Below are 25,884 nucleotides of genomic sequence, written 5' to 3'. Positions count from 1 at the left end.
TCGCGTTACCCGATCCCGTATTTCGACGGAGCCGGCGCACCGGCGGTTCACAAACCGCTACCCCCGCATTCGACAGGGAGTTTTCGAATGCCGGAAAACAGGTTGACCCGGCCGCCCCCACACGATCGAACCACCCATGCGAGGTGAACGGAATGCAGGAAACCCGGACGATGCCTGCCAGTTCTGGCCTGGACGTCGGCAATCTCACCCAATTCGAGTATCTGGCCCTGAACAGCCCGCTGAACATCGCCGACGCGCACGCCCGCCAGGCGCTCACCGCAGGACAGGCCCGGATCATCGACGACCTGCCCAACCTGTTCGCCAAGGCCGCCGAACTCCCGATCGACGAGGTGGAGCGAGAGTCGCACCGCGCCTACTTCGGGCTTCTCGGCCAGCACAGTTACCCGGGTGACGACAACGGCCGCGTGCTGGCCTGCTACTCCTCCTCCGTGGCCATGGAGATCCTCGCCCGCTCCCTGGCCGGCGCGATGGACTCGGTCGCGCTGATCCACCCCACCTTCGACAACATCCCGGACATCCTCCGCGGTGTCGGGCTCACCCTGGTCCCGGTGGCCGAGGAACGGCTCGGCGAGGACGAGCTCGATGACGTCCTGGGCTCGGTGGGCTGCGTCTTCGTCACCACGCCGAACAACCCGACAGGCCGGGTGCTGTCGGAGGAGGGCCTGCGCAGGCTCGCCGGGCAGTGCGCGGAGCGTGATCTGGTCCTGGCTCTGGACACGTCGTTCCGCGGGTTCGACCCCGCCGCCCACTACGACCACTACCGGGTGCTGCGGGACAGCGGGTGCCGCTGGGTCGTCATCGAGGACACCGGCAAGCTGTGGCCGACACTCGATCTCAAGATCGGCTGGCTGGTGACGGCCGCCGACCTCGGCCTTCCCGTGGCCAAGGTCTACTCCGACATCCTGCTCGGCGTGTCCCCGCTGGTCCTCGCGCTGGTCCAGAGATTCTCCGAGGACGCGGCCGACGGTGGTCTCGCCGACCTGCACCGCTTCGTCGCGAGCAACCGCGCCCTGGTGAGGGAAGGTCTGGCCGGAGTGCCGGGAATCCACTTCCCCGACACGCTCAGCAGGGGAAGCGTGGAACGGGTGAACGTCGGCGAGCGATCGTCGCTGGAGGTGTGGTCCAAGCTGCGCGACCACAACGTCTACGTGCTGCCCTGTCACAAGTTCCACTGGGCGAACCCGCAGGAGGGCGACGACACCCTCAGGATCGCCCTGGCCAGATCCGTCGCCCCCCTCGAAGAGGCGACGCGCGCGCTGCGTTCCGTACTGCTCGGACGATGAGAAGCGCCCCGGGCGAGACCACGTCGATCGAGGCGGGACCGGCGAAGGCCGCCGGTCCCCTGTCGCACGCGCGGCTCTGGCGGGCGGGAATCGTGCAGTCGGTCTCCGCTCCCGGCGTGTTCGACCTCGGACCCGGCTACCTGGAACCCGGCCTGCTCCCGGTCGACCTGCTGAAAGCGGCCTACGCGCGGGCGATGGAGGAGTACGGCTCGGCCGCCCTCGGCTACGGCGACGACCGGGGCGCGCTCGACCTGCGCGCCGCACTGGCGGACCGGGCCGCCGTGGCCGACGGCATCGCCTGCGAGCCCGGCAACGTGCTCGTCACCGCGGGCATCTCACACGCCCTTCAGTTGATCGCCACCACCCTGGCGGCCCCGGGGAGCCTCGTCCTCGTCGAGGAGACCTGCTACGACCTGGGACGCCTGATCCTCACCGACTGCGGGCTGCGACCGCGCGAGGTGCGCTCGGACTCCGAGGGCATGGACCCGGACGCGTTGCGCGACGCTCTGGCCGAAGAGCAGGCGGCGTTCGTCTACCTGAATCCCACCTTCCACAACCCGACGGGCCGGGTCGTCCCCGTCGAGCGGCGGCGCGAACTGCTCGCCGTCACCGCCCGCCACGGGACACCGGTCATCGAGGACGACGCCTACGCCGAACTGAACCTCGACGGGAAACCCACTCCGCCCTCCATGGCGGGGCTCGCGGGCTACCACGGAGTGATCCGGTTGCGGACGTTCTCCAAGACGCTCGCCCCCGGGCTGCGCCTGGGCTGGTTACTCGCCGGGACCCCGATGATCGACCGGCTCGCCGGGCACGGGCTGTTCCGCAGCGGCGGCTGCCTGAACCACACCTCGGCGCTCGCGATGGCCGCCCTGTTGCGGGCAGGCGACTACGACAGACACCTGGGCTGGTTACGGGAGCGGCTGCGGGAGCGGCGGGACACACTCGTCGACTCCCTGCTGGCCGGCCTGGGCGACGACTTCGAGCTCGACCGGCCGGACGGCGGCTTCTTCGTCTGGCTCCGCGCCCTTCGCCGATACCGCGAGTGCGACCTGCTCGCCGCGGCGAGCGGGGCGGGGGTCGAGGTCGCGGCGGGCTCCCGCTTCGGCGGCACGGTGCGTCCGGCCGTCCGGATGGCCTACAGCTTCAACTCCCCCCCGCGGCTGGCCGCCGCCGCCCAGCGGCTGACCACGGCCTGGCACGCGGTACCGGCGCACACGGATCGGACCTAGCTCATGCGATCAACCGTCACGACGGGCGAGACGCCCGCTGCCTCCACACGGGCGGCGGGCCCTTCCGGTTACTCCCTGCCGCTGTCCCCCTCCGGTAACTCGGCGATGGTCACTCCCCCACCCTGGCACTTCTCTGGCGACGTCATCATGGTCGACTACCGCGTGGACCCGGCCTCGGCCGGGCGCTTCCTGCCACCCGAGCTGGATCTGGGGCCCGACCCCGGTGCGGCCGCGGCCATCTTCGCCGAGTGGCAGTGGTGCTCGGACTCCGGAGCCGAGCTGGCAGACCCGGCACGGTGCCGGTTCTCCGAGTTCCTGATCCTGATCGCCTGCCGGTACGAGGGGCGGCAGCTGGCGCGCTGCCCGTACGCCTGGGTGGACAGCCCGGTCCCGCTGATGCGCGGCTGGATCCAGGGGATGCCCAAGCAGTTCGGCGCCGTCCACCAGATCCGGCCGGCGAAGGTCGGCCGGGCCGGTCCCCGGCTGGCGGGCGGGGGGCGGTTCGGCGGGGTGTTGTCGGTGGACGGCCGGCGTACCGCCGAGGCGACCGTCACGCTGGAAGGACGGATCGATCGGCCGCCGTTCCTGCACACCGTCCCGCTCGTGCACACCCGGCTGTTCCCCTCCTGGGTACCGTCGGAGCCGCCGCTGAACCAGCTCGTCGTCTCGGAGGTCACCGACATCGAGTTCTCCGACATCTGGACGGGCTCGGCCGACCTCCGCCTCCTCGAGGGACCGGACGTCGACCTGGCCGGCCTCGCCCCCGTCGAGGTGGGCGCGGGCTACGTGTTCTCCTACGCAGAGACGCTGCACCACGGCCGACCGCTGATCGGTGACACCATGTGACGACGGCTCCGCGCTCCCGCGGCGCCGAGGCCCGGCAGGCGGCAGACGGCAGGCGGCAGGCGGCAGGCGGCAGGCGAGGGGGCCTCTCCACGTTCCAGGTTTCCCGCCCCACCGACACGAAGAATATTTCCCAGACAACCACCGTCCTGCGGGAAAATATGGCGGCATTTCACTCGACGCCTCACCCGGAAGATCATTCACCCTCTCGCCTGACATGCCTCCCAACAACCAATTCGCGAAGGTGATAAACTGGTATTGATACAAAAAAACACCGCCAGCCATCCCAGTTGACGCTCTGGTATTCTGCGACCAGTGATCCGATCACGCCCGGGCCGGTTCACATGGGAAGGACACATGCCAGACACCCCGCCGGATGCGAAGCGGACCCTCGCGGCGAAACTGGATCATCTCTTTCGCACCGTCCATCCGCGAGACGGCGGTGAGTACAGCTTCGAGGAGGTCGCCGAAGCCCTCCGCGCATCCGGCAAGCCGACCATCTCGGCCACCTACATCTGGCAGTTGCGAAAGGGTATTCGCGACAACCCGACTAAACGCCACCTTGAAGCCCTGGCGGAATTCTTCGGCGTCCCACCGGCCTACTTCTTCGACGACACCGCCGCCGAGCGGATCGACGCCGAGCTCGCACTGCTGACCGCCATCCGGGACTCCTCCGTCCGGCAGCTCGCACTCCGCGCCGCCGGACTCTCGCCCAAGAGCCTGAACGCCATCACCGAGATGATCGAGCGGGTACGCGAGCTGGAAGGACTTCCCGACACCACGGAAAGACCGTGAGCGCCCGCCCCGAGCCCGGGACACCGGTCAGGGCGCGAAGACCGCGAGACGTCCGCTTCGTCGGCGACCTCACCGTGAACGGCGAGGTCCGCCTGAGCGGCGGCGACGCCACCGCCCGGCTCACCGTCGCCGGTGGCGACGGCGGATCCCGCGCGTGGAAGCCCTTCCTCACCGAGGACGACACCGCCGTCTCCGGCACCTTCGCGGGGCGCGGCTTCACCACGACGATCCCCTCGCGCTGACACCCCGGTCGGACCCGGCGATCTCGCGAGGCCGAGACGCCCTGCGGCGGGATCGCCGCAGCCGGTGTCCGCGAAGAGGGCGGGAGGCGAGGGAAGGCCACGAGAGGCCGTACTCCCCCGCCTCCCACCGTCCGTCTCAGACGGCCGGCTCACACCTCGGGGTCGTCGTGGCCGCAGCGACCACCGCCGCAGCACGAGCGGCCCGTGCTCTCCCGGTCGTCGGGTCCGGTGACGGCCTCGAACACGAACTCGGGTCCCCTGTCCTCGCGAGTGGTGTCATCGTTCACGATGTTCCTCCGTTCGCCGACGCCTGCCGGAAGCAGGCCGGGATGACGACCCGATGCCGGGCCGACTTCTCCGCGATCCGGCACATCGGGTGCCCGGACGCGGAGGATCGATGGCGGCCGCCCGCGGGCGGCCGCGCCCCGAGGTCGGGGCGGAGACCGGTATCGGCGGAACGGGAACGGGATCCGCACGCGCATCTCGTCCAGCCCGGTCGGTCACAACCGGCACCGCCTTCCACCTCGCGGTGACGACCCGTCGCGATCCCGCGAGAGTGGATACGAACCCTCCCGCCGGGCGACGCGTGAGGAGTCAGGATCGCGGCCATACCAGACCGGCCACTACCAGCTCGGCGAGCGTTTCCGCGGCTCGGCCGCGGTCGCCGCCCACCGCCGCCGCCGCGATCACCTGAACGGCGTCGCGGCTGCCGTCGCAGCGGGCGAGCAGCGTGGCGGTGCCGTCCCCGATCCGGTAGGCACGTAAGAAGGGCGCCCGCCATCGGCGCTGCAACAGCACCCGCGTCGCCGCGGCGGGCAGCTCACCGATCGGTGGCCCCGCGGTGACGTCATGGGTGTACGTCCCGATCCGGACAGCGGCCGACAGCCGCAGCGCCCCGGTCACGGCCCGGCCGCCGGGTTCCGCCATGGTGGCGGCCTCACGGGCGGCCAGCGCCGCGTCGCGGTCGTGGACCAGTGCGGCGCGCGCCAGCTCGTAACGGGCGTACGCGGTCAGCCGCGGTGTCGCGTGGATCGCGAGCCAGGCCGCGAGCCGTTCGGACTCCCAGATGCCGAACGGCCGCTCCACCGGCTGCGGGTGGCGTACGACACCTCGGGCGAACTCCTCCCACAGGGCGCGGTGACCGCCGACGAGCTCGGCGACCGTTTCCGGCAGGCAGGTGGCGATCGCCGACCGCAGCTTGCCCAGCACGCCGGCGCGCGTCACCCGGTAGCCGCCCGCCGCGGCACCGGCCAGCATGGCCAGCTCGGCCTCGCTCAGCCCGTAACGGAGCCGCAGCCTCTCGGGGTCCTCGCGCAGCAGCGCGGCCTCACCCTCGCGGGTCAGCATCGCCGCGAGCGCGTCCTGCACGCCCATCAGGCGCCTCCCGCCGGTTGTGCCGCCCCTCGGGCGATCCGTCGTCGGCCGGCCGGATCGCCGGCGGGGCGGGAGCGCAGGACGGTTCGCGCGCGGTCGATCTCGGCGAGCAGGTCATCGAAGTCGTCGGGGAAGTTCTGGTCGCGTTCGACCAGGGTGGCGTTGACGTGCGTGCGTGACACCAGCTCCGCCAGCAGCCCCCACACCCGGGCCGGGATCGCGGCGCCGTGACTGTCAAGGGACAGCCGGCCCCCGTCATTGTCGACGTCATTGTCGACGTCCTCGTCGACGCCTCCGGCCAGATGCACCTGGACGACCCGTTCGACCGGGATGGCGTCGAGGAACTCCAGCGGGTCGAAGCCGTGGTTGCGCGCGTTGATGTCGAGGTTGGCCAGATCCAGCAGCAGGCCGCACTCGCAGTGCTCCATCACCTCGGTGATGAACTGCGCCTCGGTCAGCGGGGTCGCCATGTCCACGTAGTAGGTGATGTTCTCCAGCAGGAACGGCCGCCCCACCGCCTCCCGCACCCGCTCCGCCCTGCGTCCCAGCCGCCGGGCGACCTCCCTCGTCCTCGGCAGCGGCACCAGCAGCCCCACGTCGACGCTGTCGGTGCGGGTGAAGGACAGGTGGTCGCTGAACCACGGCGCGTCGACGTCGGCCACCAGCGCGGCCAACGCCTCCACGTACGCCGCGTCCGGCTCCCGCTCCGAGCCGATGGACAGCTCCAGCCCGTGCGGCACGACCGGGAACCGGTCGGTCAGCCCTCTCAGCCACTCACGCTCGTCGGCCGGGGCGAACAGAAAGCGCTCAGTGATCACTTCCAGCCAGTCGATCCGGCCGGCGTGCGCCTCGATCGCCTCGGCCAGCTCCACGCGATGTCCCAGCCCTGATCCCAGTGCGGGCAACCCTGTCAGCATGTGGTTCTCCCATCACTTCGCAGTGATGTTCACGAACACTTCACAACCGCTGTACCCGCAGCGTGCCCGACGGGATCCGGAGCCACGCCGGGCCGCCTCGTCAAACTTCCGCAAAGCGACGGCCGGTCCCCCACACCGACGAAATCCGCGAGGCGACGGCCCGGCCCCCTGCACCGGTGAAACCGGTGGACCCGGCAGTGGGGCGTCTCCCATCCCTGGCCGGGTTTCCCTCGGCGACGGCTGCTCCCCGCCGAGGCTTTCCCGGTCGACGTTCGGTGCGGGGCCACAAGACCTGCCCCCGGCGCGGCCCAGTCGGGGCGACCCCCTGCTCACCTCACGTCACTTCGCCGGGTGCGGTCGCGGTCTCCCTCCGTGGGCCCGTGCGACGCCAACGGGGTCAGAGGCCGGAAAGCCCCATCTCCCGCGCGATCAGCATCCGCTGGACCTCGCTGGTGCCCTCGCCGATCTCCAGAATCTTGGCGTCGCGGTAGAAACGGCCGACCGGGTACTCGTTCATGAACCCGTAGCCGCCGAAGATCTGGGTGGCGTCGCGGGCGTTGTCCATCGCGGCGTCGCCGGCGACGAGCTTGGCGATCGCGGCCTCCTTCTTGAACGGCTCGCCCGCGAGCATCTTCTCGGCCGCGTGGTAGTAGGCGAGGCGGGCGGTGTGGGTGCGGACCTCCATGTCAGCGATCTTGAACTGGATCGCCTGGTAGTGGCCGATGGGGTGACCGAACGCCTCGCGCTCGCGGACGTAGCGCAGCGACTCGTCCACGCAGCCCTGGGCCAGGCCGGTGGACAGGGCGGCGATCGCGACGCGACCCTCGTCGAGCGTCTGCAGGAACTGCGCGTAACCGCGTCCGCGCTCGCCGAGCAGGTTGCCCGCGGGGACGCGGCAGTTTTCGAAGGAGAGCTCACGGGTGTCGGAGCAGTTCCAGCCCACCTTGGAGTACTTCTTCGAGACGGTGAGGCCCGGCGTGCCGGACGGCACCAGGATCGTGGAGATCTCCTTCTTCCCTCCGGCGCGCTCGCCGGTGATCGCGGCCACGCCGATCACCCCGGTGATGTCGGTGCCGGAGTTGGTGATGAACGCCTTCGTACCGTTGATCACCCATTCGTCGCCGTCCAGCACCGCGGTGGTCCGCATGCCGCCGGGCACGTCGGAGCCGCCACCGGGCTCGGTGAGGCCGAAGGCGCCGAGCATCTCGCCCGACGCCAGCCGGGGCAGCCACTGGGCGCGCTGCTCGGGCGTGCCGAACCGGTAGATCGGCATCGCGCCCAGCGACACCGCGGCCTCGACGGTGATCGACACGCTGGAGTCGACCCTGGCCAGCTCCTCCAGAGCCAGGCAGAGCGCGAAGTAGTCGCCGCCCATGCCGCCGTGCTCCTCGGGGATCGGCAGCCCGAACAGGCCCATCGCGCCCATCTGCCGCACGATGTCGTAGGGGAACTGCTCACGCTCGTAGAGGTCCCCGATCACCGGGGCCACCACGTCGCGGGCGAACGCCTCGACGGTCTTGCGAAGCTCCTCGTACTCCTCGGTCAGCTTGGGCATGATCACTCCTCGGCGTTCTCTGCGGTGGTGCGGGACGGGTTCTCGCCCAGGGCCTGGACGACCCGCGACGGGCTGGGGCGGCCGAGCCTCGCGGCGAGCCAGGTGCTGGTCTCCACCAGCGCGGCGAGGTCAAGGCCTGTCTCGACGCCGAGGCCGTGCAGCATCCAGACCAGGTCCTCGGTGGCGAGGTTGCCGGTGGCGCTCTCGGCGTACGGGCAGCCGCCGATGCCTCCGGTGGAGGCGTCGACGACGGTTACGCCCTCGCGCAGGGCGGTGAGGGTGTTGGCGAGGGCCTGGCCGTAGGTGTCGTGGAAGTGCACCGCGAGCCGGTCGGGGCCGCCGAACGCCTCGATCAGCGCGGCGACGTGACCGGGGGTGCCGACACCGATGGTGTCGCCGAGCGACAGCTCGAAACAGCCCAGATCGAGGAGCCTGCGCCCGACGGAGACGACCTGGGCGACGGGCGTCGGCCCCTCCCACGGGTCGCCGAAGCACATCGAGACGTACGCCCTCACCTTCAGGCCGTGCTCCAGCGCCCGCGCGACGACCGGCTCGAACATCGCGAACTGCGACTCCAGCGTCCGGTTGAGGTTCCTGCCCGCGAAGGTCTCGGTGCCGCTGGCGAAGATCGCGATCTCCTCGACGCCGTGTTCGAGCGCGCGGTCGAGGCCGCGCTCGTTGGGGACGAGCACCGGGTAGCGCACGCCGGGAACCCGTTTCATGCCCGCCAGCAGCTCCGAGGCGTCGGCGAGCTGGGGCACCCACTTGGGGTGGACGAAGCTGGTGGCCTCGATCACGCGGTGCCCGGCGGCGGCGAGCCGGGCGATGAACTCGGCCTTGACCTCGACGGGAATCACCGCGGCCTCGTTCTGCAACCCGTCGCGCGGCCCGACCTCGTAGATCGTGACCCGTTCCGGCAGCCCTTCGGCCTTGACCCTCTGTGGCTCGCGCATCACGCCCTCCTCACCGGTTCGTGCCTCGCGGTCCCCGTAGCCGGTGGCCCGATCTCGGCGACCCATCCGGCCGTGACTCCGCCGTCGTCGTGCGTCACGACCCATCTGGCCGCCTGTGTCGCGATCTTCCCGCGTTCCCGTGCGGCCTCCGCGACCGGAGCGGAGATTGTCACGGCTCCTCCTCGCGGACCACGGCGAGCACGGCGTCCATCGCGACCGCCTGGCCCGCACGGACCCGCAGCTCGGCGACGACCCCGCCGATCGGGGCGGTCACGGTGTGCTCCATCTTCATCGCCTCCACGATGAGAAGCGGCTGCCCTTCGGCGACCCGCTCCCGCAGGCCCGCCTTCACCACGAGGACGGTGCCCGGCATCGGGCTGCGGACCAGCCCGTCACCCGGGCCGCCCGCGCCGGCCCGGTCACCGGGGTCTCCCAGGTGGTGGCGGGTGAGCGCCCAGGCGTCGCCGTCGCGGCCGAGCCAGACGACGTCGCCGTCCCTCGCGACCGCGTAGCGTCTCGCGGTCTCGCCGAGGGTGACGAGCAGGTCGCCGCCCTCGCCGCCGCTCTCTTCGGTGAGCCGCGCCCGCACGGCCTCCGCGCCGGGCAGGCGGACCTCGGCTCCCGAGGCGGGCAGGCCGCGGACCCTGATCTCGCAGACCTCGTCGCGGCTCTCCAGCCGGTAGACGGTCCAGGCCGCCTCGCCCAGCCGCCAGCCGTCGGTGACGTCCCACGGATCGGCGGGCGTGCTCGCGGGCGCGTGCTCGCGGTGCAGGACCAGGGCGGCGGCGGCGAGGACGTCGGCGGGGGCGTCCTCGCGGGAGACGAGCTCGCCGAGGTGGCGCTCCACGAGACCGGTGTCGAGGTCTCCGGCGAGGACGGCGGGGTGACCGACCAGGGCCCTCAGGAAGGCGATGTTGGTGGGCACCCCGAGCACGGCCGTCGCCGCGAGCGCGCCGTCGAGCCGCCGCAGGGCGGCCGTCCTGTCCTTGCCCCAGGCGATGACCTTCGACAGCATCGGGTCGTAGTCGCTGCCGACCAGGCCCCCGGCCATCAGTCCCGAGTCGACCCGCACCCCCGGCGGCTCGCGCAGCGCGAGGACCCGGCCGCCGGTCGGCAGGAAACCACGGGAGGGGTCCTCGGCGTAGACGCGGGCCTCGACGGCGTGGCCGACGAGGCGCACCTCGTCCTGGGTGAGCGGGAGGGGCTCACCGGCGGCGACCCTGAGCTGGAGCTCGACGAGGTCCAGTCCGGTGACCAGCTCGGTGACGGGGTGCTCGACCTGCAGGCGGGTGTTCATCTCCATGAAGTAGTAGTCGCCGGTCGCGCCCTGGACGATGAACTCGACCGTCCCCGCGCCGGTGTAGCCGACGGACCTGGCGGCCTCGACCGCCGCCGCGCCCATCGCGGCCCTGGTCTCGGCGTCGAGGAGCGGCGACGGCGCCTCCTCGACGATCTTCTGGTGGCGGCGCTGGAGGCTGCACTCGCGCTCGCCCAGGTGGATGACGCCGCCGTGGGCGTCGGCCATCACCTGGATCTCGATGTGCCGGGGGTTCTCCACGAACCGCTCGATCAGCAGGGTCGCGTCGCCGAACGCGGCGGCGGCCGTGCGGCGGGCGGACTCCAGTGCCTCCGGCAGTTCCGCCGCGGAGCGCACGAGCACCATGCCCTTGCCTCCGCCGCCCGCCGAGGGCTTGATCAGCGCGGGGAAGCCGACCCGCCCGGCCGCCTCGGCCAGGTCGTCGCCGGGCTCGGCGCCGCCGGGGACGACCGGCACCCCGGCCGCCGAGACGGTGGCCTTGGCTCGGATCTTGTCGCCCATCGCCTCCACGGCCTCCGGCGGCGGGCCGACGAAGACGAGCCCGGCCTCCGCGCAGCGCCGGGCGAAGTCCGCGTTCTCGGCGAGGAAGCCGTATCCGGGATGCACCGCCTGGGCGCCGGTCGCTGCGGCGGCGGCGAGAATGCCGTCGGCGTCGAGGTAACCGCCGGCGAGCCGCACCGCGACGTCGGCCTCGCGGACGTGCCGCGCCCCGACGTCGGCGTCGCTGTGGACGGCGACCGAACGGATGCCCAGCCTCCGGAGGGTGCGGGTGATCCGCAGGGCGATCTCGCCGCGGTTGGCGACGAGGACGGTGTCGAACATCCGTCCCTCGCGCGGTGGCGACATGTGCGCCGAGGAGACCGGACGGCTCGAGTGGGCCGGGTGGGTTGAGTGGGTCATGGGTGCGGTCACATCCGGAAGACGCCGTAGCCGACGGGTTCGAGGGGGGCGTTGGCCGAGGCCGAAAGGGCCAGGCCCAGGACGGTACGGGTGTCGAGGGGGTCGATGACCCCGTCGTCCCAGAGGCGGGCGGTGGAGTAGTAGGGGTTGCCCTGCTCCTCGTACTGCGCGCGGATGGCGTCGGGGTCGGCGTCGCCCACGGTGGACAGGACGTTGGCGGCCTGCTCGCCGCCCATCACCGAGATGCGTGCCCCCGGCCACATCCACAGGAACCGGGGCGAGTAGGCACGCCCGGCCATCGCGTAGTTGCCGGCCCCGAACGAGCCGCCGACGACCACGGTGAACTTGGGCACCCGGGCGCAGGCGACGGCGGTGACCATCTTCGCACCGTGCTTGGCGATGCCCCCCGCCTCGTACGCCCTGCCGACCATGAAGCCGCTGATGTTCTGCAGGAACACCAGCGGGGTGTTGCGCCGGTCGCACAGCTCGATGAAGTGGGCGCCCTTGAGCGCCGACTCGCCGAACAGGATGCCGTTGTTGGCGACGATCCCGACGGGGTGGCCGTGGATGCGGGCGAACCCGGTGACGAGCGTGGCGCCGTACTCGGCCTTGAACTCGCCGAACCTGCTGCCGTCGACGATCCTGGCGACGATCTCGCGGACGTCGTACGGGGTGCGGGTGTCGGCGGGGACGATGCCGTACAGGTCGCGGGGGTCGTGCACGGGCTCCTCGGAGGGCACGCGCTCCCAGGGGGCGGGCGTGCGCGGCGCGAGGGTGGAGACGATGTCGCGGACGATCCGCAGCGCGTGGCGGTCGTCGTCGGCGAGGTGGTCGGTGACGCCGCTGACGCGGGCGTGCAGGTCGCCGCCGCCCAGTTCCTCGGCGGTGACCTCCTCGCCGGTGGCGGCCTTCACCAGCGGCGGGCCGCCGAGGAAGATCGTGCCCTGGTTGCGGACGATCACCGCCTCGTCGCTCATCGCCGGGACGTACGCTCCGCCCGCGGTGCAGGAGCCGAGGACCGCGGCGATCTGCGGGATGCCGCGCGCGGACATGGTCGCCTGGTTGTAGAAGATCCGGCCGAAGTGCTCGCGGTCGGGGAAGACCTCGTCCTGTTTGGGCAGGAACGCACCCCCCGAGTCGACGAGATAGACGCACGGCAGGTTGTTGTGGAGGGCGACCTCCTGGGCCCGCAGATGCTTCTTGACGGTGATCGGATAGTAGGTGCCGCCCTTGACGGTGGCGTCGTTGGCGACGACCACGCACTCGCGCCCCGAGACACGGCCCACCCCGGTGATGATCCCTGCGGCGGGGGCCACGTCGCCGTACATCCCTCCCGCGGCCAGCTGGGAGAGCTCCAGGAAGCGCGAACCGGGGTCGAGCAGCGAGTCGACGCGGTCGCGGGGCAGCAGCTTGCCCCGGGAGACGTGCCGGGCGCGCGACTTCTCGGGGCCGCCCAGCCCCGCCACGGCGAGGCGCTCCCGGAGGTCGGCGACCAGGCGCTCGTTCACCTCGGCGTTGCGCTTGAAGCCCTCGCCGCCCGGATCACAGGCACTCCGCAGCACCGGCCAGCCACTCATACGAGCCTCCCCGTCCGCTCCGCCCGGACCATCCGATCTGCCCCGGCGCTGCCACCGCCGGGGCACCGATGCCCGACTTCACCGCAGATGTTAGTCATTATTAACGTTACCGTCTACCATGCGAGAGGTGACGACTGCTCAGTCCCCTGCACGCACCCGTGGCTCCCGGCGCGCGGAGATCCTGGACGCCGCGGCGGAGCTGTTCGCCGCCCGCGGCTTCCACGGCGTCTCGATCGAGGAGATCGGCGGCGCGGTCGGTACCTCGGGCCCGGCCCTGTACCGCCACTTCAGCGGCAAGGACGCCCTGCTCGCGGAGATGCTGCTGGATGTCAGCGAGCGCCTGCACACCTCGGGCGCGCGCCGCGTGACCGAGGCCGCCGACGCCGAGCAGGCACTGGACGCCCTGCTCAGCTGTCAGATCGAGTTCGCGCTCAGCCACCCCGCACTGATCACCGTGCACGACAGGGAGCTCGGCAACGTGCCCGAGCCCGCGCGCCGGCGGATCCGCCGGCTGCAGCGGCTGTACGTCGAGGAATGGGTCACCGTGCTGAGCGAGCTCTACCCCGCGCGTTCCCAGGCCGGGCTGCGCGCCGCGACCCACGCCGTCTTCGGACTGCTCAACTCCACCCCGCACAGCGCGGGCGAACTGTCGCCCGCGGCGATGGCCGACCTGCTGCGCGGTATGGCACGCGCGGCGCTGGCCGCCCCAGAGTTAGGGATCGCTAACCCCTGACGTACAGTTCCGATCGGGTGGACGGGCTCCACGCCTGCGAGGGGGTCACCACGACCGTGCACGGCGCCTCGCTCAGCATCACCCGGCAGACCGGGCCGATCGCGGGATCCAGCGGATCGTGGTGCTCCCGGTCGGCGACGACCAGAAGGTCCGAACGGTCGGCCGCGCGACGGAGCACCTCGACATGAGGGCGTGTCTCGATCATGGTCTCCACCACGACCGTGGGATACCTCTCCTCCCACACCGCGACGCTGGTGTTGAAGTGGACGGCCACCGACCTGAGATCGCCGGTGTCCTCGGAGCAGAGGCAGATGATGAGCAGCGCCGCCCTGCGCAGCCTCGCCTCCTCGAAGGCGATGGCCAGCTCCTGCGAGTCGACGGCGGCGTCCTCCACCGCGATCGCCACGCGGCCGGCGCGCGGGTGGCCCGGTCTCCTGACGACGGCCACCGGGCAGCGGGCGTGCGCGGCGACCTCGACGGTCGAGCCGATCCGCAGTTCCTCGGAGTCGCCCGCGCCACGCGGGCCGATCGCGATCAGATCCGCGTCGTTCGACAGGCCCACCAGGGCGACGGCCGGAGTCCCCTCCACCAGTCGCCCGTGTACGGGCACCTTGGGCGCCAGTTCACGCGCGGTCATCAGCCCGCTCTCCAGGACGCGCCTGCCCATCCGCCGTACGACCTCGGTGGTCTCGGGGGCGAGGGAGAGCCTGGGGTAGGGCCACTGCCAGGCGTGGCAGACGAGCAGCGGGAGAAATCTCAGGCGGGCGTCCTCGATGGCCCAACGCAGGGCCAACCGGCTCTCCGCCGAGCCGTCGTATCCGACGACCACCGATCGCCCTTCGTCCCTTACCGGCATGGCGGCTCCTCTCCCGCGTCGCTCCTTTCCATCCTTCTCCGAGTCCGTCCGCTAAAAGGGGAGCGCTTTCACAAGACTCTTCCTGTTTTGCGGCGCGCATCGGCAAAGATGCCTTCTCCCGCCCAGGGGCGGGAGGGCGCTTGAAGACCGGCCGGGGCCGGGAGGGGTTTCGCGCGGGCCGCACGGCCGCGCGAATCTGCCGGAGTGGCGCGACGGCCGGTCACCGGCACGGTCGTCGAGGCGATCATCCGTAACGTCGCCGTGTCTTATCCGCCTCTCATCCGCGTCTCCCTCGCGCGGGACGGTCACGGGCATGGGACCGTCGCCGGCGCGAGCCGATCACAGGTGCGGGCACGGGACGGTCACGAGCACCGGCGCGAACCGGTTACAGACACGAACCGGCCACCGCCACGACGCCGGTCGGCGCACAGAACGTTCCCGCCCATGCGGCGACGGCCGACGTGACCGCGAGCGGCGTGCCCGGCGCGGCGAAGATCACCGGCGTCGATACGACCTGGACCGGCGGGGCGGTCACGGGCGGGACGGTCACGGGCGGGACAGTCACGGGCGGGACGGTCACGGGCGGCGCGACGCCGACCGGCGGGGTGGTGCCGGGCGGGGTCGTGTCGACCGGCGGAGTCGTGCCGGGCGGGGACGTGCCGACCGGCGGAGTGGAACCGGGCGGGACGACACCGGGCGGGGTCGTCCCGGGCGTGAGCGACTCGTCGGGCGGAGGCGGAGTCCCGGGCACCGCGGCCGCGGGCACCGGAGCGGTTCCCTGCGCCGGTGCGGGCGGAGGCGGCGTCGCGACCGAGGGCGACAGCGCGGACACCGGTGCGGACACCGGCACCGACGGGTTTCCGTACGCCGACGCGCTCCCGATGGCCGTTATCCCGGAAACCGGCGTGTCACCGGAAAGCGCCGTGACGGACCGCGCCGTATCCGGAAACGGTCCGGCGGCGTGGGCGGCGGCCGGCAGCATGACGACCGCCCCCACCGCCCCGGTGAGAATCAATTTTCCAAGCATGCGCGTCTCCACTCATGTCACTGATGCGATGGACGTGAACTCCGAAGATGCTGGCAGCCGCAGTACCCGCCGATGGCAAAGAGACCCTCCGCGAGAAGTCCGCAGGAGGAACGGCTTGTGGCAACAGGTGCGCGAGATACCCATGGATCGGAACACAAGGCCGGAAACGAATACGCTCACACCGTTCGGGGCTTCCGCCCTTCTGACCCGACTCATCCTGCCTGGGAGGTCCGGCGTCGAATTCCCGTGTCAGAGCCCTGCGCCGGAGTGTCGCGCCGGGGTTCCGGCACCAAGGCCTCGACTTGGGGACCGGCGTGGAGTACCCGGCCCTGACGTTCCTGTTCATTCGTCGAACGGGCCGTGAAATCACACCTGACAAGCTGTCATGAATACTGGTTAAGGGTGATCGGTCCGCCATCTCGCACCCATCAAAGATGTCAAGGTTGGGGACGGCGTCCGTCGATGGGGGACATAATCGGGCTGTGGCGCGCGAAACTGTTGAGACCCATTTCACCGACGCCGTGAGTGCCCTTTCCCCCGGCGCACCGCGCGACCCCGGCCTGCCCGTGCGGGAGGACACCACCCTGACCGGGGCCAGGTGCCGCGAGCTGTTTCAGTTCCAGCTCGGCAGCAGGCTGCTGGACGTCACCGCCCGCTGGCTGCGCGAGCAGGGCGAGGGGTTCTACACGATCGGCTCGGCCGGGCACGAGGGCAACGCCGCGGTCGCCGCCGCGTTGCGCGTCACCGACCCGGCCCTCCTGCACTACCGGTCAGGCGCCTTCTACCTGACCAGGTCGGCGATGGCGGGACGGCTGCCCGAGGAGGGGCTGCGCGACGTGCTGCTCGGCCTGACCGCCTCGGTCGAGGAGCCGATCGCGGGCGGGCGGCACAAGGTCTTCGGCCACCCGGACCTCGCGGTGATCCCCCAGACCTCCACGATCGCCAGCCACCTGCCCCGTGCGGTGGGCGTGGCCTTCGCCATCGAGCGCGCCCGCCAGCTCGGCGTGCCGGGGCCGTGGCCGAGCGACGCGATCGTGACCTGCAGCTTCGGCGACGCCTCGACAAACCACGCCAGCGCCCTGTCGGGCCTCAACACGGCCGCCTACGGCTCATACCAGAAGCTGCCGCTGCCGATCCTCTTCGTCTGCGAGGACAACGGCCTGGGCATCAGCGTGCGCACCCCCGACGGCTGGGTCAAGGCCGCCCGCCACCCGCTGATGAGGTATTTCGAGGCCGACGGCTGTGATCTGGCCGACGTCCACGACATGGCACTGGCCGCCACCGACCACGTCCGCACGCACCGCGCACCCGCCCTGCTGCGGGTAAGCACCGTCCGGCTGATGGGCCACGCGGGCTCGGACGTGGAGCTGTCATACCGGACCAAGCGGGAGATCGACGCGGACCTGGCGCGCGACCCGCTCGTGGCGACCGCCAGGCTGCTCGTCGAGGCCGGCCTGACCACTCCCGACGAGCTGCTGCTCCGGTACGAGACGACGCGCGAGCACCTGTTCAAGATGGCGATGGAGAGTTCGCGGCGCCCCAGGCTGATCTCCGCCTTCGACATCGTGGAGCCGCTCGCCCCGCGCACCCCCGCGGCCGTCGCCGCGGCCTGCACCAAAGTGGCGGCCCCCGACGTCAGGTCGAGGTCCTTCGCCGGCAGGCTCCCCGAGCGGGAGGGCCCGCTGACCTTCTCCCAGGCCGTCAACCGCACCCTCGCCGACTCCCTGGCCGCCCACCCCGACGTGCTCGTCTTCGGCGAGGACGTGGCACGCAAGGGCGGCGTCTACGGCGTCACGCGCGGCCTGCAGAAGCGCTTCGGCTCCGGCCGGGTGTTCGACGCCCTCCTCGACGAGCAGTCCGTGCTCGGCCTCGCGCTCGGATCGGGGATCTCCGGCCTGCTGCCGGTGCCCGAGATCCAGTATCTGGCGTACCTGCACAATGCCCTGGACCAGATCCGGGGCGAGGCCGCGACGCTCCAGTTCTTCTCCCAGGGGGCCTTTCGCAACCCGATGGTGGTGCGCGTCGCCTCCTACGCCTATCAGAAGGGCTTCGGCGGCCACTTCCACAACGACAACTCCATCGCCGCCCTGCGCGACATACCCGGCCTGGTCGTGGCCTCTCCCGCCCGGCCCGACGACGCCGCCTCGATGCTGCGCACCTGCCTCGCCGCCGCACGCGTCGACGGCAGCGTCTGCGTCTTCCTTGAGCCCATCGCCCTGTACAACACCCGTGACATGTTCGAGGAAGGTGACAACGGCTGGCTCGCCCCGTACGCCCCTCCGGCGCGATGGGCGGAGACGCACATCCCGATCGGACGCGCCCGCAGCTACGGCGACGGCCGCGACCTGACCATCGTGACCTTCGGCAACGGGCTGCGGATGAGCCTGCGTGCCGCGGTGAGGCTCACCGCGGAGGGACACAGCTGCCGGGTCCTGGACCTGCGCTGGCTCTCCCCCCTCCCGGTCGAGGACCTGATGCGAGCCGCGGAGCTGACCGGCCGGGTGCTGATCGCCGACGAGACCCGCCGCACCGGGGGCGTCTCGGAGAGCATCGTCGCCGAGCTGCTCGACGCGGGTTTCACCGGCAGGATCGCCCGGGTGACCTCCTCGGACAGCTTCATCCCACTGGGCGAGGCGGCGAGGCACGTGCTGCTGTCGGAGGCCGAGATCGAGGCGGCCGCCCGCAAGCTGCTCGGCTGACCGCCCTCGTTTTCGAAATCCCGGAATCGACCCCACCACTCCAGCGGAGCGTGTTCAATTGGTCGCACGCCGTCACAGATCGCGCCTCTGGTTCGTCGGCAGGTCAGCCCCTCGTTCCCCCGACCAGGAGATAACATGCCCGACGTGGCGACGAAGAGCACCGGTCAGCGCGTGGTGGACCTGGAGGCCTGGGCCTTCAGGACAGGCGCGGACCTGGCGGACATCAAGGGGACCTTGAACGATCTCCCCAGGCTCATCCGCGAGGAGGTCATGACCTACACCACGCCGATGTTCGAAGAGATCATGAACCGGATGGCCACGAAGGATGATCTCTCCGCCCTCGCCGTCAAGGTCGACATCTTGGAAACCAAGGTCGACAACCTCGACACCAAGGTCAACGCCCTGGACACCAAAGTCGACAACCTGGAAGCCAAGGTCGACAACCTGGACACCAAAGTCGACAACCTCGACACCAAGGTCAATGCCCTGGACACCCGGATGGAGTCCTTCGAAAGCCGGATGAAGTCCATGGAAGGCCGCATGGACTCGTTTGAGGGCCGGATGGATTCCATGGACGGCAAGCTGGACCTGATTCTGACCAAGCTCGGCTGAGCCTCGCCGATGAGCCTCGGGCCGATGGTCCGGGGCTCACGACGGGTTCACAGCCAGTCTCGGCGTTTGAACACCAGATAGAGGGTGAGGCAGACGCCCGCCATGAGCATGACCGCGAAGGGATAGCCCCACGCCCAGTGGATCTCGGGCATCACGTCGAAGTTCATGCCGTAGATGGTGCCGACGAGGGTGGGGGCGAACAGGATCGCGGCCCACGCGGAGATCCGCTTGACCTCCTCGTTCTGGGCGTTGCTCGCCTCGGTGAGGTTGGTCATGTGCTCGTTCTGGGCCTGGGCGACCATGGTCGAGTTGACCACGAGGATGTCGTGAAGCATCTGGCGGAAGCCGCTCACCCGCTCGGCGACGGTGATCACGTGGTCGGCCACGTCCCGCAAATATCTCTGCAGCTCCTGGTCCACCCCGTACTTGTCCGCGCCCGCGATGAAACCCTCGATCATGCCCAGGAGCGGCTGGGTGGCCCGCTGGAACTCGATCACCTCGCGCGACAGCTCGTAGATGCGGCGGGAGACCCCGGGCTCGTTGCCGAAGACCTGGACCTCGATCTCGTCGATGTCGTTCTGCAGGCCGGCGACCACGGGGGCATAGCCGTCCACGACCGCGTCGAGGATGGCGTAGAGCACCGCCTGCGGCCCCTGGCCGAGCAGTTCGGGGTCGTGCTGCATGCGTCGGCGGACCTGGGACAGGTCGGGCGCCTCACTGTGCCGTACGGTGATCACGAAGTTCTTGCCGACGAAGACGTGCAGCTCGCCGAAGTCGACCTCCTCGGCCTCGTCGAGGTAGCGGGCCGGGCGCAGCACCACGAACAGGGTGTCGCCGTAGCGGTCGGCCTTGGGGCGCTGGTGGGCGACGATGGCGTCCTCGACCGCCAGCTCGTGCAGGTCGAACTCCTCGGCGACGTTGAGGATGACGCCGTCCTCCGGCCGGTAGAAGCCGATCCAGGCCATGCCGTCCGGGGTGTTCTTCAGGCGTTCGAACGCCTCGGGCAGCGACTCGGGGGTGGCCGCCCGATGACCGTTGACGTAGATCGCGTTGTCGATGACGCGCGAGCGGGGTGGGGCCGGCCGCTCCTCGCCAACGGATCTGGGGTCCATCGATCGCTCGGGCGACTCCCGACCGGTGCCGGAACGCCCGCGCATCAGGCTCCGCAGGCCTCGCATTCGCCGGTCGGTCACACGTCTCTCCTCATCGGGCGCTCATGAACTCCTGCAGCGACCGCATCGCGGTGGCACGGATCTTCGCCCTCAGCATCGGGGTCCAGCCGAGGACGATTCCGACCGGCCGGCCCATCGCCATCTTGGACCAGCGCCTGAGGTCGAAGTCGTCGTGGTGGCGGACGATCAGTCCGTCCTCGAAGCGGAAGAGGGCGTCGACCTCGTTGACGACCCTCCTGCCCCTCTCGCCGAAGGTGTAACGACCGGTCCAGTGCGCCGTGCCCTCGTACGGGCGCGCGGTGATGTCGCGTACGGTCACGGCGAGGTCGGGGCTGCGGCTCAGCAGCATCCGCCACATGCCCATGACCTTGTCTCGTCCTTCGAGGTCCTGGAAGACGGGGTCACCGAAGGTGACGTCAGGGTGGTAGCAGAGCTCCATCGCGTCGGCGTCGCGGCGCGCGAATGCCTCGTAGAACGTCTTGATGAGCTCGGCGTTCCGATCGTTCACGAGTTTCTCCCGACCATCAATATCCTGCCGACCGAGTGTAGTGCGCGGAGGAGCCAAGGAGATTGTCCGCGTTTTGCCAGTACAGCGCGTGGATCCGGTCGTCGCCGGGCCCACCGGGTGTGCGGGGCCGACGGGCGTACGGATGGGGATGTTCGGGAGGTCGCCGACGAGCGGGATCTCGCCGGTCCGGCCCGGTCCTCGTCGGCGGGCGAAACCGCCCGCGTTCGCGAATTCCGGCATCATATTCGGCACGGTTCCGACTTTATCCCCAGCACACCGGCAGTCGTGGGACGCTTTACTCTCACGCCGCGAAGGAGAAACGAGCGTTGTCCGACCTCTGGGTGACCCTGACCACGTCCCGTTCCGGGCCGCCCCTGTGGGTTGTGCTGCTGTCCGCTCTGGCCGCCCTGGGCGTGGTGTCGTGGTCCACCTCGTGGCAGCTGTCGCGAGGGCTGATCACCATCGCCCACGAGGGCGGGCACGCGCTGGTGGCGCTGCTCACCCGGCGCAAACTGGAGGGCATCCGGCTGCACTCCGACACCTCGGGTGTCACCCTGACCAGGGGAAAGCCCCGAGGGTTCGGCATGATTCTGACCGCCGCCGCCGGATACGTCACCCCGTCCCTGCTCGGACTGGGCGGAGCGTGGCTCACCTCCTCCGGCTATGTGGCGGTGCTGATCACGATGGTGATCGGGTTGCTGTTCTGCATGCTGCTGCTGATCCGCAACCTGTTCGGTGTGGTGAGCCTGCTCGCCACCGGGGGCGCGATCTTCGCCTTCACCTGGTACGCGGCGCCCGACATGGACGCGGTCCTGGCCTACCTGGCCGTGTGGTTCCTGCTGCTGGGCGGTATCCGGCCGATCGTGGAGCTCCAGCGCAAGCGGCGCCGCCACCAGGCGCCCGACTCCGACGCCGACCAGCTCGCCAGGCTCACCTTCCTGCCCGGCGGATTCTGGGTCTTTCTGTTCCTCGTGGTGGCGGGCGCGTGCCTGGTGGCCGGAGCGTACCTGCTGCTGCCCTCGGCGCTCGGGCTCATCTGAGCGATCCCGCGCGACACTCCGTGCCCGTCGTCCGCCCCCGCGCGGGGAAGCACGGCGATCACGATTCACCGATGAAGCATTAGACGGGCTATATCGCCGCATTTCATGCTGATTTTACGGCGGCCCTCCGCCTGCCGCATCGCGTCGCGGGACCACGCCTCTTGATTGACATTTAACAACTTTTTTGAGTTTATTAGCGGGAATATCATTTCTCCTGCGAGAGGCGCTCCATGCCCCACCCCGCTTACCTCATCGGAGCGGTCGGAACGGGCATCCTGCTGGCCTCACTGGGCGTGACACTCGTCCTCGCCCTGCGGATCAGACGGCTCCACGCCGAGCGGGAGCGGGCACTCAGCAGAGCGTACGAGAGATTCGCCCGCGACATGCACGACATCGTGGGGCACTGGCTCTGGCTGGCGTCCATCAAGGGAGAGCTGGCCCACAGGAAGGCGAACGGCGACGCGCGCCTGCGCGAGGAGCTGGAAGAGGTGCTGCAGGCGGTGCGGCAGGCCGCGCACGCCGTACGGAACGTGTCGGAGGCCGTCCACCGGCTGTCGTTCTCCGGCGAGGTCACGCGGGCCAGGACCCTGATGGAGGGCTTCGGGGCCTACTGCTCGGTCCGGGTCGACGTGGACGAGCTTCCCAAGGTCGTGAGCACCGCGCTGGGCGCCGTGGTCCGCGAGGGCGTGACGAACATGCTGCGGCACAGCCGGGTGAAGCGGTGCGCGATCGAGCTGGTCGAGTACGACGGCCGGCTACGCCTCACCGTCGTCAACGACGGGGCTCCCCGGCAGGAGACATCCTCCGGAGGCACCTTCGGGACCGCCTCCACCGGCAACGGCGTGGACAACCTGGGTCACCGCGTGGGCGAGCTGGGCGGCACGGTGCGGGCGGTCGGCGGCACGGACGGGTGGTTCACCCTGATGGCCGAGGTTCCCACCAATTTTCCCGAATCATATTCACGTTTACCGCGAAAGCGCAGGTAGCGCACATCGTCATGGTTGACACTGTGAGTTTCGCATATACGACTGGTTTAGTTTGTAACTAGTGGTTTCTCGGGTTATCCGTAATTCTCTCTTCTGGAAGACAGCAGGGGAGAATGTGGTGGATGACCAGTATGAGCTTTATTGCCTGGCCGACCCGCTTTTTTATGACACGCTTGACGGCCGCCGGGGTGATCATCCCGATTTCGCGCTCGCTGCCCGGAATGTCCCGGACGGCTGGCAGCACCAGGCGACCGACACCTGGATGCACTACGCGCCGCTCGGCGGTCGCACACCCGCCCAGGGCTGGAAGATCCACGTCTCCGCTCGCACCGAGGACGCCGACCGCGCCATAGAGGCGGTCTGGGACTACTGCGTCCCCCGCGACATCGCGTTCAAGTTCCTGCGCAGCCTGCCGGTCATGACCATGCTGAACTCCAAGGCCGCCCCTCGTGGCTCCAGCGGGAAGCTCGTGACGATCTACCCGGTGGACGAGGCGCAGCTGGAGCTCACGCTCAAGGAGCTCGACGAGCTGCTCACGGGCATCGAGGGGCCCTACATCCTCAGCGACCTCCGCTACGGCCAGGGACCGCTCTTCGTACGGTACGGCGGCTTCGCCGGACGGCGCTGCCTGGCCGACAACGGCGAGCTGGTGCTGGCCATCGAGGACGGCGAGGGACGGCTCGTCCCCGACGTGCGGGAGCCCGCCTTCGGCGTGCCGTCCTGGGTGACGCTGCCCGCCTTCCTCGAACCCCACCTCGCGGCCCGCAACGCGGTCACCACCGAGGGGCTGCCGTACCGGGTCGAGAGCGTGATGCAGTTCTCCAACGGCGGCGGCGTCTACCTGGGAGAAGACCTGCGCACCGGGGAGCGGGTCGTGCTGAAGGAGGCCCGCCCGCACGCCGGCCTGGACGCCGCCGGCCGGGACGCGGTGGCGCGGCTGGCGCACGAGCGCGACATGCTGGAGCGCCTGTCCGGGCTGGACGCGGTACCCGCACTGATCGACTACTTCACCCTGGGCGGGCACCACTTCCTGGTCGAGGAGTTCGTCGACGGCAACCCGCTCCAGCGCCAACTCGTGCACAAATACCCGCTCACCAGGGCGACCTGCGACGACGCGGCCATCGCCGAGTACACCGCCTGGGTGCTCGACATACTTCCCAAGGTGCGCCGGGCGGTCGAGTCCCTGCACGAGCGCGGGGTGGTCTTCGGTGACCTGCACCCGAACAACATCCTCCTGACCGAGGACGGCCGCCTGGTCCTGATCGACTACGAGGTGGCGACCCTCACCGAGGACCGCGGCCGCGCGGCGCTCGCCCACCCGGCGTTCGGCGCGCCGGCCGACCGGCAGGGCGTCGACGTCGACCTGTACGCCCTGTCCTGCCTCTGCCTCGGGCTCTTCGCCCCCCAGCTCACGATCATGCTGTCGCTCGACCGTGCCAAGGTGACCGAACTGGCCAGGCTCATCGGCGAGACCTTCCCCGTGCCGCGCGAGATGCTCGACGAGGCGGTCCGCACCGTCGCGGGCCCCGAACCCGCGGCGGCCACGCCCTACCCGAAACCGGGACGCGACAGCTGGCCCCGGCTCAAGGAGGCGATGACCCGGGCCATCCTGGCGAGCGCCACCCCCGAGCGCGAGGACCGGCTCTTCCCCGGCGACGTCGCCCAGTTCCAGCCCGGCGGCGGCGTCAACCTCGCGTACGGCGCGGCCGGCGTGCTCTACGCGCTGGCGAGCACCGGAGCCGAGCGCCGTCCCGAGCACGAGGACTGGCTGCGCGCGAAGGCGCTCGCCCCCGCCCCGGGGACGGGGATCGGGTTCTACGACGGCCTGCACGGTGTGGCCTACGTCCTCGACCTGCTCGGGCACCGCCAGGACGCGATCGACACCGCCGACCTGTGCCTGCGCCAGAAATGGGAGGCGCTGGAGCTCGGGCTGTTCAGCGGCCTGGCCGGCATGGGCCTGAACCTTCTCCACCTGGGCCGGACCACCGGCGAGCGAACCTTCACCGAGGTGGCCCTGCAGATCACCGGCATCTGCTCCGACAGGCTGGGCGGGCCCGAGGACGTACCCGAGGTCAGCGGCGGCGTCCACCCCCGGGCCGGGCTGATGTACGGCTCCTCCGGGCCCGCTCTTCTCTTCCTGCACGCCTACGAGCAGACCGGCGACACGTCGCTGCTCGACAGGGCGGCCGTGGCGCTCCGGCAGGACCTGCGGCGCTGCGTAACCGGCGAGGACGGAACCCTCCAGGTCGACCAGGGCTGGCGCACGCTGCCCTACCTGGACGAGGGATCGGTGGGCATCGGCATCGTCCTCGCCCGCTACCTGGCCCACCGGGAGGACGAGGAGCTGCGCGCCGCGCTCGACGGCTGCCGGCGCGTCACCCGGGGACGCTACTTCGTGCAGTCCGGCCTGTTCACCGGCCGGAGCGGCATGATCGGCGCCCTCGGCTGGGGTCTGGGACCCGAGCCGAACGCCTCCCTTACCGACCACACCGACGTGGCCGAGCAGCTCCGCGGGCTGGCCTGGCACGCGCTGCCCCACGGCGGCGGGCTCGCCTTCCCCGGGAACCAGCTGCTCAGGCTCTCCATGGACTTCGCGACCGGCACGGCCGGAGTCCTGTTCGCGATGAGCGCCGTGCTGCACGACCGGCCGGTGTTCCTCCCCTTCATCGAGCCGCCCGGTGACACGAGCACCCCGTCAGGGGTGTCCGCGCACGAACCCGCCGGGCGGTTTGGCCCCCACGACACATCGACATCGAAGGAGGTGTAACGACATGGTTCTTCTCGACCTGCAGTCCCTGGAGGCCCCCACCGGCGGTGGTGGCGGTGGCGGCGGCAGCACGCTGACGGTCCTGGGCTGCGAGTCCGGCAAGCCCAGCAACCTGAGCGTCGTCCTCTGCCACTAGGCATCCCGGTTTTCCCGATATCGGTTCGGTTCCCACCAGAAGTGAGGAAATTCCATGGTCCTTCTCGACCTGCAGTCCCTGGAGACCCCCGGCGGCGGCCACGGCGGCGGCGGTGGCGGCAGCACCCTCACCGTCCTGGGCTGCGAGTCCGGCAAGCCCAGCAACCTGAGCCTCCTGCTCTGCCACTAGTCCTCCCCGTTCCACACAACCCGTAGAACCCGTAGAAACGGAGCAACTTCGATGGTCCTTCTCGACCTGCAGTCCCTGGAGACCCCCGGCGGCGGCCACGGCGGCGGCGGTGGCGGCAGCACCCTCACCGTCCTGGGCTGCGAGTCCGG

General features: G+C 70.5%; 26 protein-coding genes. 14 read left to right on the top strand and 12 right to left on the bottom strand.

What is annotated here, in order from left to right; translation table 11 throughout:
* Window positions 1–170 precede the first annotated feature (170 nt).
* The 5 genes from mppP (at window position 171) to ABZ664_RS20820 (ending at window position 4,416) form a co-directional block, all read left to right on the top strand.
* Window positions 171–1,304 (top strand): enduracididine biosynthesis enzyme MppP, encoded by a 1,134-nt coding sequence (mppP, locus tag ABZ664_RS20840; RefSeq protein WP_362512028.1) that lies wholly within the window; start codon window positions 171–173, stop codon window positions 1,302–1,304.
* Window positions 1,301–2,536, top strand: coding sequence for an aminotransferase class I/II-fold pyridoxal phosphate-dependent enzyme (locus ABZ664_RS20835; protein ID WP_362512024.1), 1,236 nt, complete (start codon window positions 1,301–1,303; stop codon window positions 2,534–2,536). Before mppP ends, ABZ664_RS20835 begins: the two co-directional genes overlap by 4 nt.
* Before the next feature lie 3 nt (window positions 2,537–2,539).
* Entirely contained in the window at window positions 2,540–3,382 is an 843-nt protein-coding gene (gene mppR / locus ABZ664_RS20830) for an enduracididine biosynthesis enzyme MppR (protein ID WP_362512021.1), read from the top strand.
* Window positions 3,383–3,736: 354 nt separating this feature from the next.
* On the top strand, window positions 3,737–4,174 hold the full coding sequence (locus ABZ664_RS20825; RefSeq protein WP_362512018.1) for a helix-turn-helix domain-containing protein: 438 nt from the start codon (window positions 3,737–3,739) through the stop codon (window positions 4,172–4,174).
* A complete protein-coding gene (locus ABZ664_RS20820; protein ID WP_362512014.1) occupies window positions 4,171–4,416 on the top strand; it encodes a hypothetical protein in 246 nt (81 codons plus the stop codon). Before ABZ664_RS20825 ends, ABZ664_RS20820 begins: the two co-directional genes overlap by 4 nt.
* A 149-nt stretch (window positions 4,417–4,565) precedes the next feature.
* Here the strand turns inward: ABZ664_RS20820 and ABZ664_RS20815 are convergent, their stop codons facing one another.
* From ABZ664_RS20815 to ABZ664_RS20780, 8 genes are all read right to left on the bottom strand, one after another.
* Window positions 4,566–4,703: a hypothetical protein gene (locus ABZ664_RS20815; protein WP_362512011.1), complete on the bottom strand. Its 138-nt coding sequence runs from the start codon at window positions 4,701–4,703 to the stop codon at window positions 4,566–4,568.
* A 307-nt stretch (window positions 4,704–5,010) separates the two neighbouring features.
* Window positions 5,011–5,790, bottom strand: a complete 780-nt coding sequence (locus tag ABZ664_RS20810) for a hypothetical protein (protein ID WP_362512008.1) — start codon at window positions 5,788–5,790, stop codon at window positions 5,011–5,013.
* Window positions 5,790–6,707 (bottom strand): DUF692 domain-containing protein, encoded by a 918-nt coding sequence (locus tag ABZ664_RS20805; RefSeq protein ID WP_362512005.1) that lies wholly within the window; start codon window positions 6,705–6,707, stop codon window positions 5,790–5,792. The genes ABZ664_RS20810 and ABZ664_RS20805 overlap by 1 nt, the downstream gene beginning before the upstream one ends.
* A 397-nt stretch (window positions 6,708–7,104) precedes the next feature.
* The gene (locus ABZ664_RS20800; RefSeq protein WP_362512002.1) at window positions 7,105–8,268 is read right to left on the bottom strand and encodes an acyl-CoA dehydrogenase family protein; all 1,164 of its coding nucleotides are present in this window, start codon (window positions 8,266–8,268) and stop codon (window positions 7,105–7,107) included.
* A complete protein-coding gene (locus tag ABZ664_RS20795) occupies window positions 8,265–9,215 on the bottom strand; it encodes a hydroxymethylglutaryl-CoA lyase (protein WP_362511999.1) in 951 nt (316 codons plus the stop codon). The genes ABZ664_RS20800 and ABZ664_RS20795 overlap by 4 nt, the downstream gene beginning before the upstream one ends.
* Window positions 9,215–9,388 (bottom strand): hypothetical protein, encoded by a 174-nt coding sequence (locus tag ABZ664_RS20790; RefSeq protein ID WP_362511996.1) that lies wholly within the window; start codon window positions 9,386–9,388, stop codon window positions 9,215–9,217. The genes ABZ664_RS20795 and ABZ664_RS20790 overlap by 1 nt, the downstream gene beginning before the upstream one ends.
* Complete coding sequence (locus ABZ664_RS20785) at window positions 9,385–11,355, bottom strand: biotin carboxylase N-terminal domain-containing protein (protein WP_362512329.1); 1,971 nt, start codon at window positions 11,353–11,355, stop codon at window positions 9,385–9,387. Before ABZ664_RS20785 ends, ABZ664_RS20790 begins: the two co-directional genes overlap by 4 nt.
* A gap of 86 nt (window positions 11,356–11,441) precedes the next feature.
* Window positions 11,442–13,010, bottom strand: coding sequence for a carboxyl transferase domain-containing protein (locus tag ABZ664_RS20780; RefSeq protein ID WP_362511993.1), 1,569 nt, complete (start codon window positions 13,008–13,010; stop codon window positions 11,442–11,444).
* A gap of 118 nt (window positions 13,011–13,128) precedes the next feature.
* Between ABZ664_RS20780 and ABZ664_RS20775 the strand changes: the two genes are divergently transcribed.
* Entirely contained in the window at window positions 13,129–13,743 is a 615-nt protein-coding gene (locus ABZ664_RS20775) for a TetR/AcrR family transcriptional regulator (RefSeq protein ID WP_362511989.1), read from the top strand.
* Here the strand turns inward: ABZ664_RS20775 and ABZ664_RS20770 are convergent.
* Complete coding sequence (locus ABZ664_RS20770) at window positions 13,733–14,599, bottom strand: universal stress protein (RefSeq protein WP_362511986.1); 867 nt, start codon at window positions 14,597–14,599, stop codon at window positions 13,733–13,735. The two genes, ABZ664_RS20775 and ABZ664_RS20770, sit on opposite strands and share 11 nt — an antisense overlap.
* A gap of 385 nt (window positions 14,600–14,984) precedes the next feature.
* Window positions 14,985–15,626: a hypothetical protein gene (locus ABZ664_RS20765; RefSeq protein WP_362511983.1), complete on the bottom strand. Its 642-nt coding sequence runs from the start codon at window positions 15,624–15,626 to the stop codon at window positions 14,985–14,987.
* A gap of 482 nt (window positions 15,627–16,108) precedes the next feature.
* On the opposite strand from ABZ664_RS20765, the gene ABZ664_RS20760 reads away from it, so the two are divergent.
* Together ABZ664_RS20760 and ABZ664_RS20755 are read left to right on the top strand one after the other, a co-directional pair.
* The gene (locus ABZ664_RS20760) at window positions 16,109–18,325 is read left to right on the top strand and encodes a thiamine pyrophosphate-dependent enzyme (protein ID WP_362511980.1); all 2,217 of its coding nucleotides are present in this window, start codon (window positions 16,109–16,111) and stop codon (window positions 18,323–18,325) included.
* A 144-nt stretch (window positions 18,326–18,469) separates the two neighbouring features.
* Window positions 18,470–18,937 carry a DUF16 domain-containing protein gene (locus tag ABZ664_RS20755; protein ID WP_362511977.1) on the top strand — a complete coding sequence of 156 codons (468 nt, stop codon included), beginning with the start codon at window positions 18,470–18,472 and terminating at the stop codon, window positions 18,935–18,937.
* A 47-nt stretch (window positions 18,938–18,984) separates the two neighbouring features.
* On the opposite strand, the gene ABZ664_RS20750 is transcribed toward ABZ664_RS20755, so the two are convergent.
* On the bottom strand, window positions 18,985–20,130 hold the full coding sequence (locus tag ABZ664_RS20750) for a magnesium and cobalt transport protein CorA (RefSeq protein WP_362511974.1): 1,146 nt from the start codon (window positions 20,128–20,130) through the stop codon (window positions 18,985–18,987).
* 10 nt (window positions 20,131–20,140) lie between these two features.
* Window positions 20,141–20,617, bottom strand: coding sequence for a nuclear transport factor 2 family protein (locus ABZ664_RS20745; RefSeq protein WP_362511971.1), 477 nt, complete (start codon window positions 20,615–20,617; stop codon window positions 20,141–20,143).
* Window positions 20,618–20,943: 326 nt separating this feature from the next.
* On the opposite strand from ABZ664_RS20745, the gene ABZ664_RS20740 reads away from it, so the two are divergent.
* The 6 genes from ABZ664_RS20740 to ABZ664_RS20715 form a co-directional block, all read left to right on the top strand.
* Complete coding sequence (locus tag ABZ664_RS20740) at window positions 20,944–21,657, top strand: M50 family metallopeptidase (protein ID WP_362511968.1); 714 nt, start codon at window positions 20,944–20,946, stop codon at window positions 21,655–21,657.
* 230 nt (window positions 21,658–21,887) lie between these two features.
* On the top strand, window positions 21,888–22,643 hold the full coding sequence (locus tag ABZ664_RS20735; protein WP_362511965.1) for a histidine kinase: 756 nt from the start codon (window positions 21,888–21,890) through the stop codon (window positions 22,641–22,643).
* Window positions 22,644–22,761: 118 nt separating this feature from the next.
* Window positions 22,762–25,410: a class III lanthionine synthetase LanKC gene (gene lanKC / locus ABZ664_RS20730; protein ID WP_362511962.1), complete on the top strand. Its 2,649-nt coding sequence runs from the start codon at window positions 22,762–22,764 to the stop codon at window positions 25,408–25,410.
* Window positions 25,411–25,414: 4 nt separating this feature from the next.
* Complete coding sequence (locus ABZ664_RS20725; RefSeq protein ID WP_362511959.1) at window positions 25,415–25,546, top strand: SapB/AmfS family lanthipeptide; 132 nt, start codon at window positions 25,415–25,417, stop codon at window positions 25,544–25,546.
* Between the two features lie 54 nt (window positions 25,547–25,600).
* A complete protein-coding gene (locus ABZ664_RS20720; RefSeq protein ID WP_350944088.1) occupies window positions 25,601–25,735 on the top strand; it encodes a SapB/AmfS family lanthipeptide in 135 nt (44 codons plus the stop codon).
* Window positions 25,736–25,786: 51 nt separating this feature from the next.
* Window positions 25,787–25,884, top strand: a 98-nt coding sequence (locus ABZ664_RS20715; RefSeq protein ID WP_362512326.1) for a SapB/AmfS family lanthipeptide, incomplete at its 3' end; no start/stop codon positions are given.

It is taken from the genome of Streptosporangium sp. NPDC006930 (genome assembly GCF_040635605.1).
Taxonomy (GTDB): domain Bacteria; phylum Actinomycetota; class Actinomycetes; order Streptosporangiales; family Streptosporangiaceae; genus Streptosporangium.
Note: the sequence above shows the minus strand (reverse complement) of the source record. Positions and strands in the feature narration are given on the sequence as shown.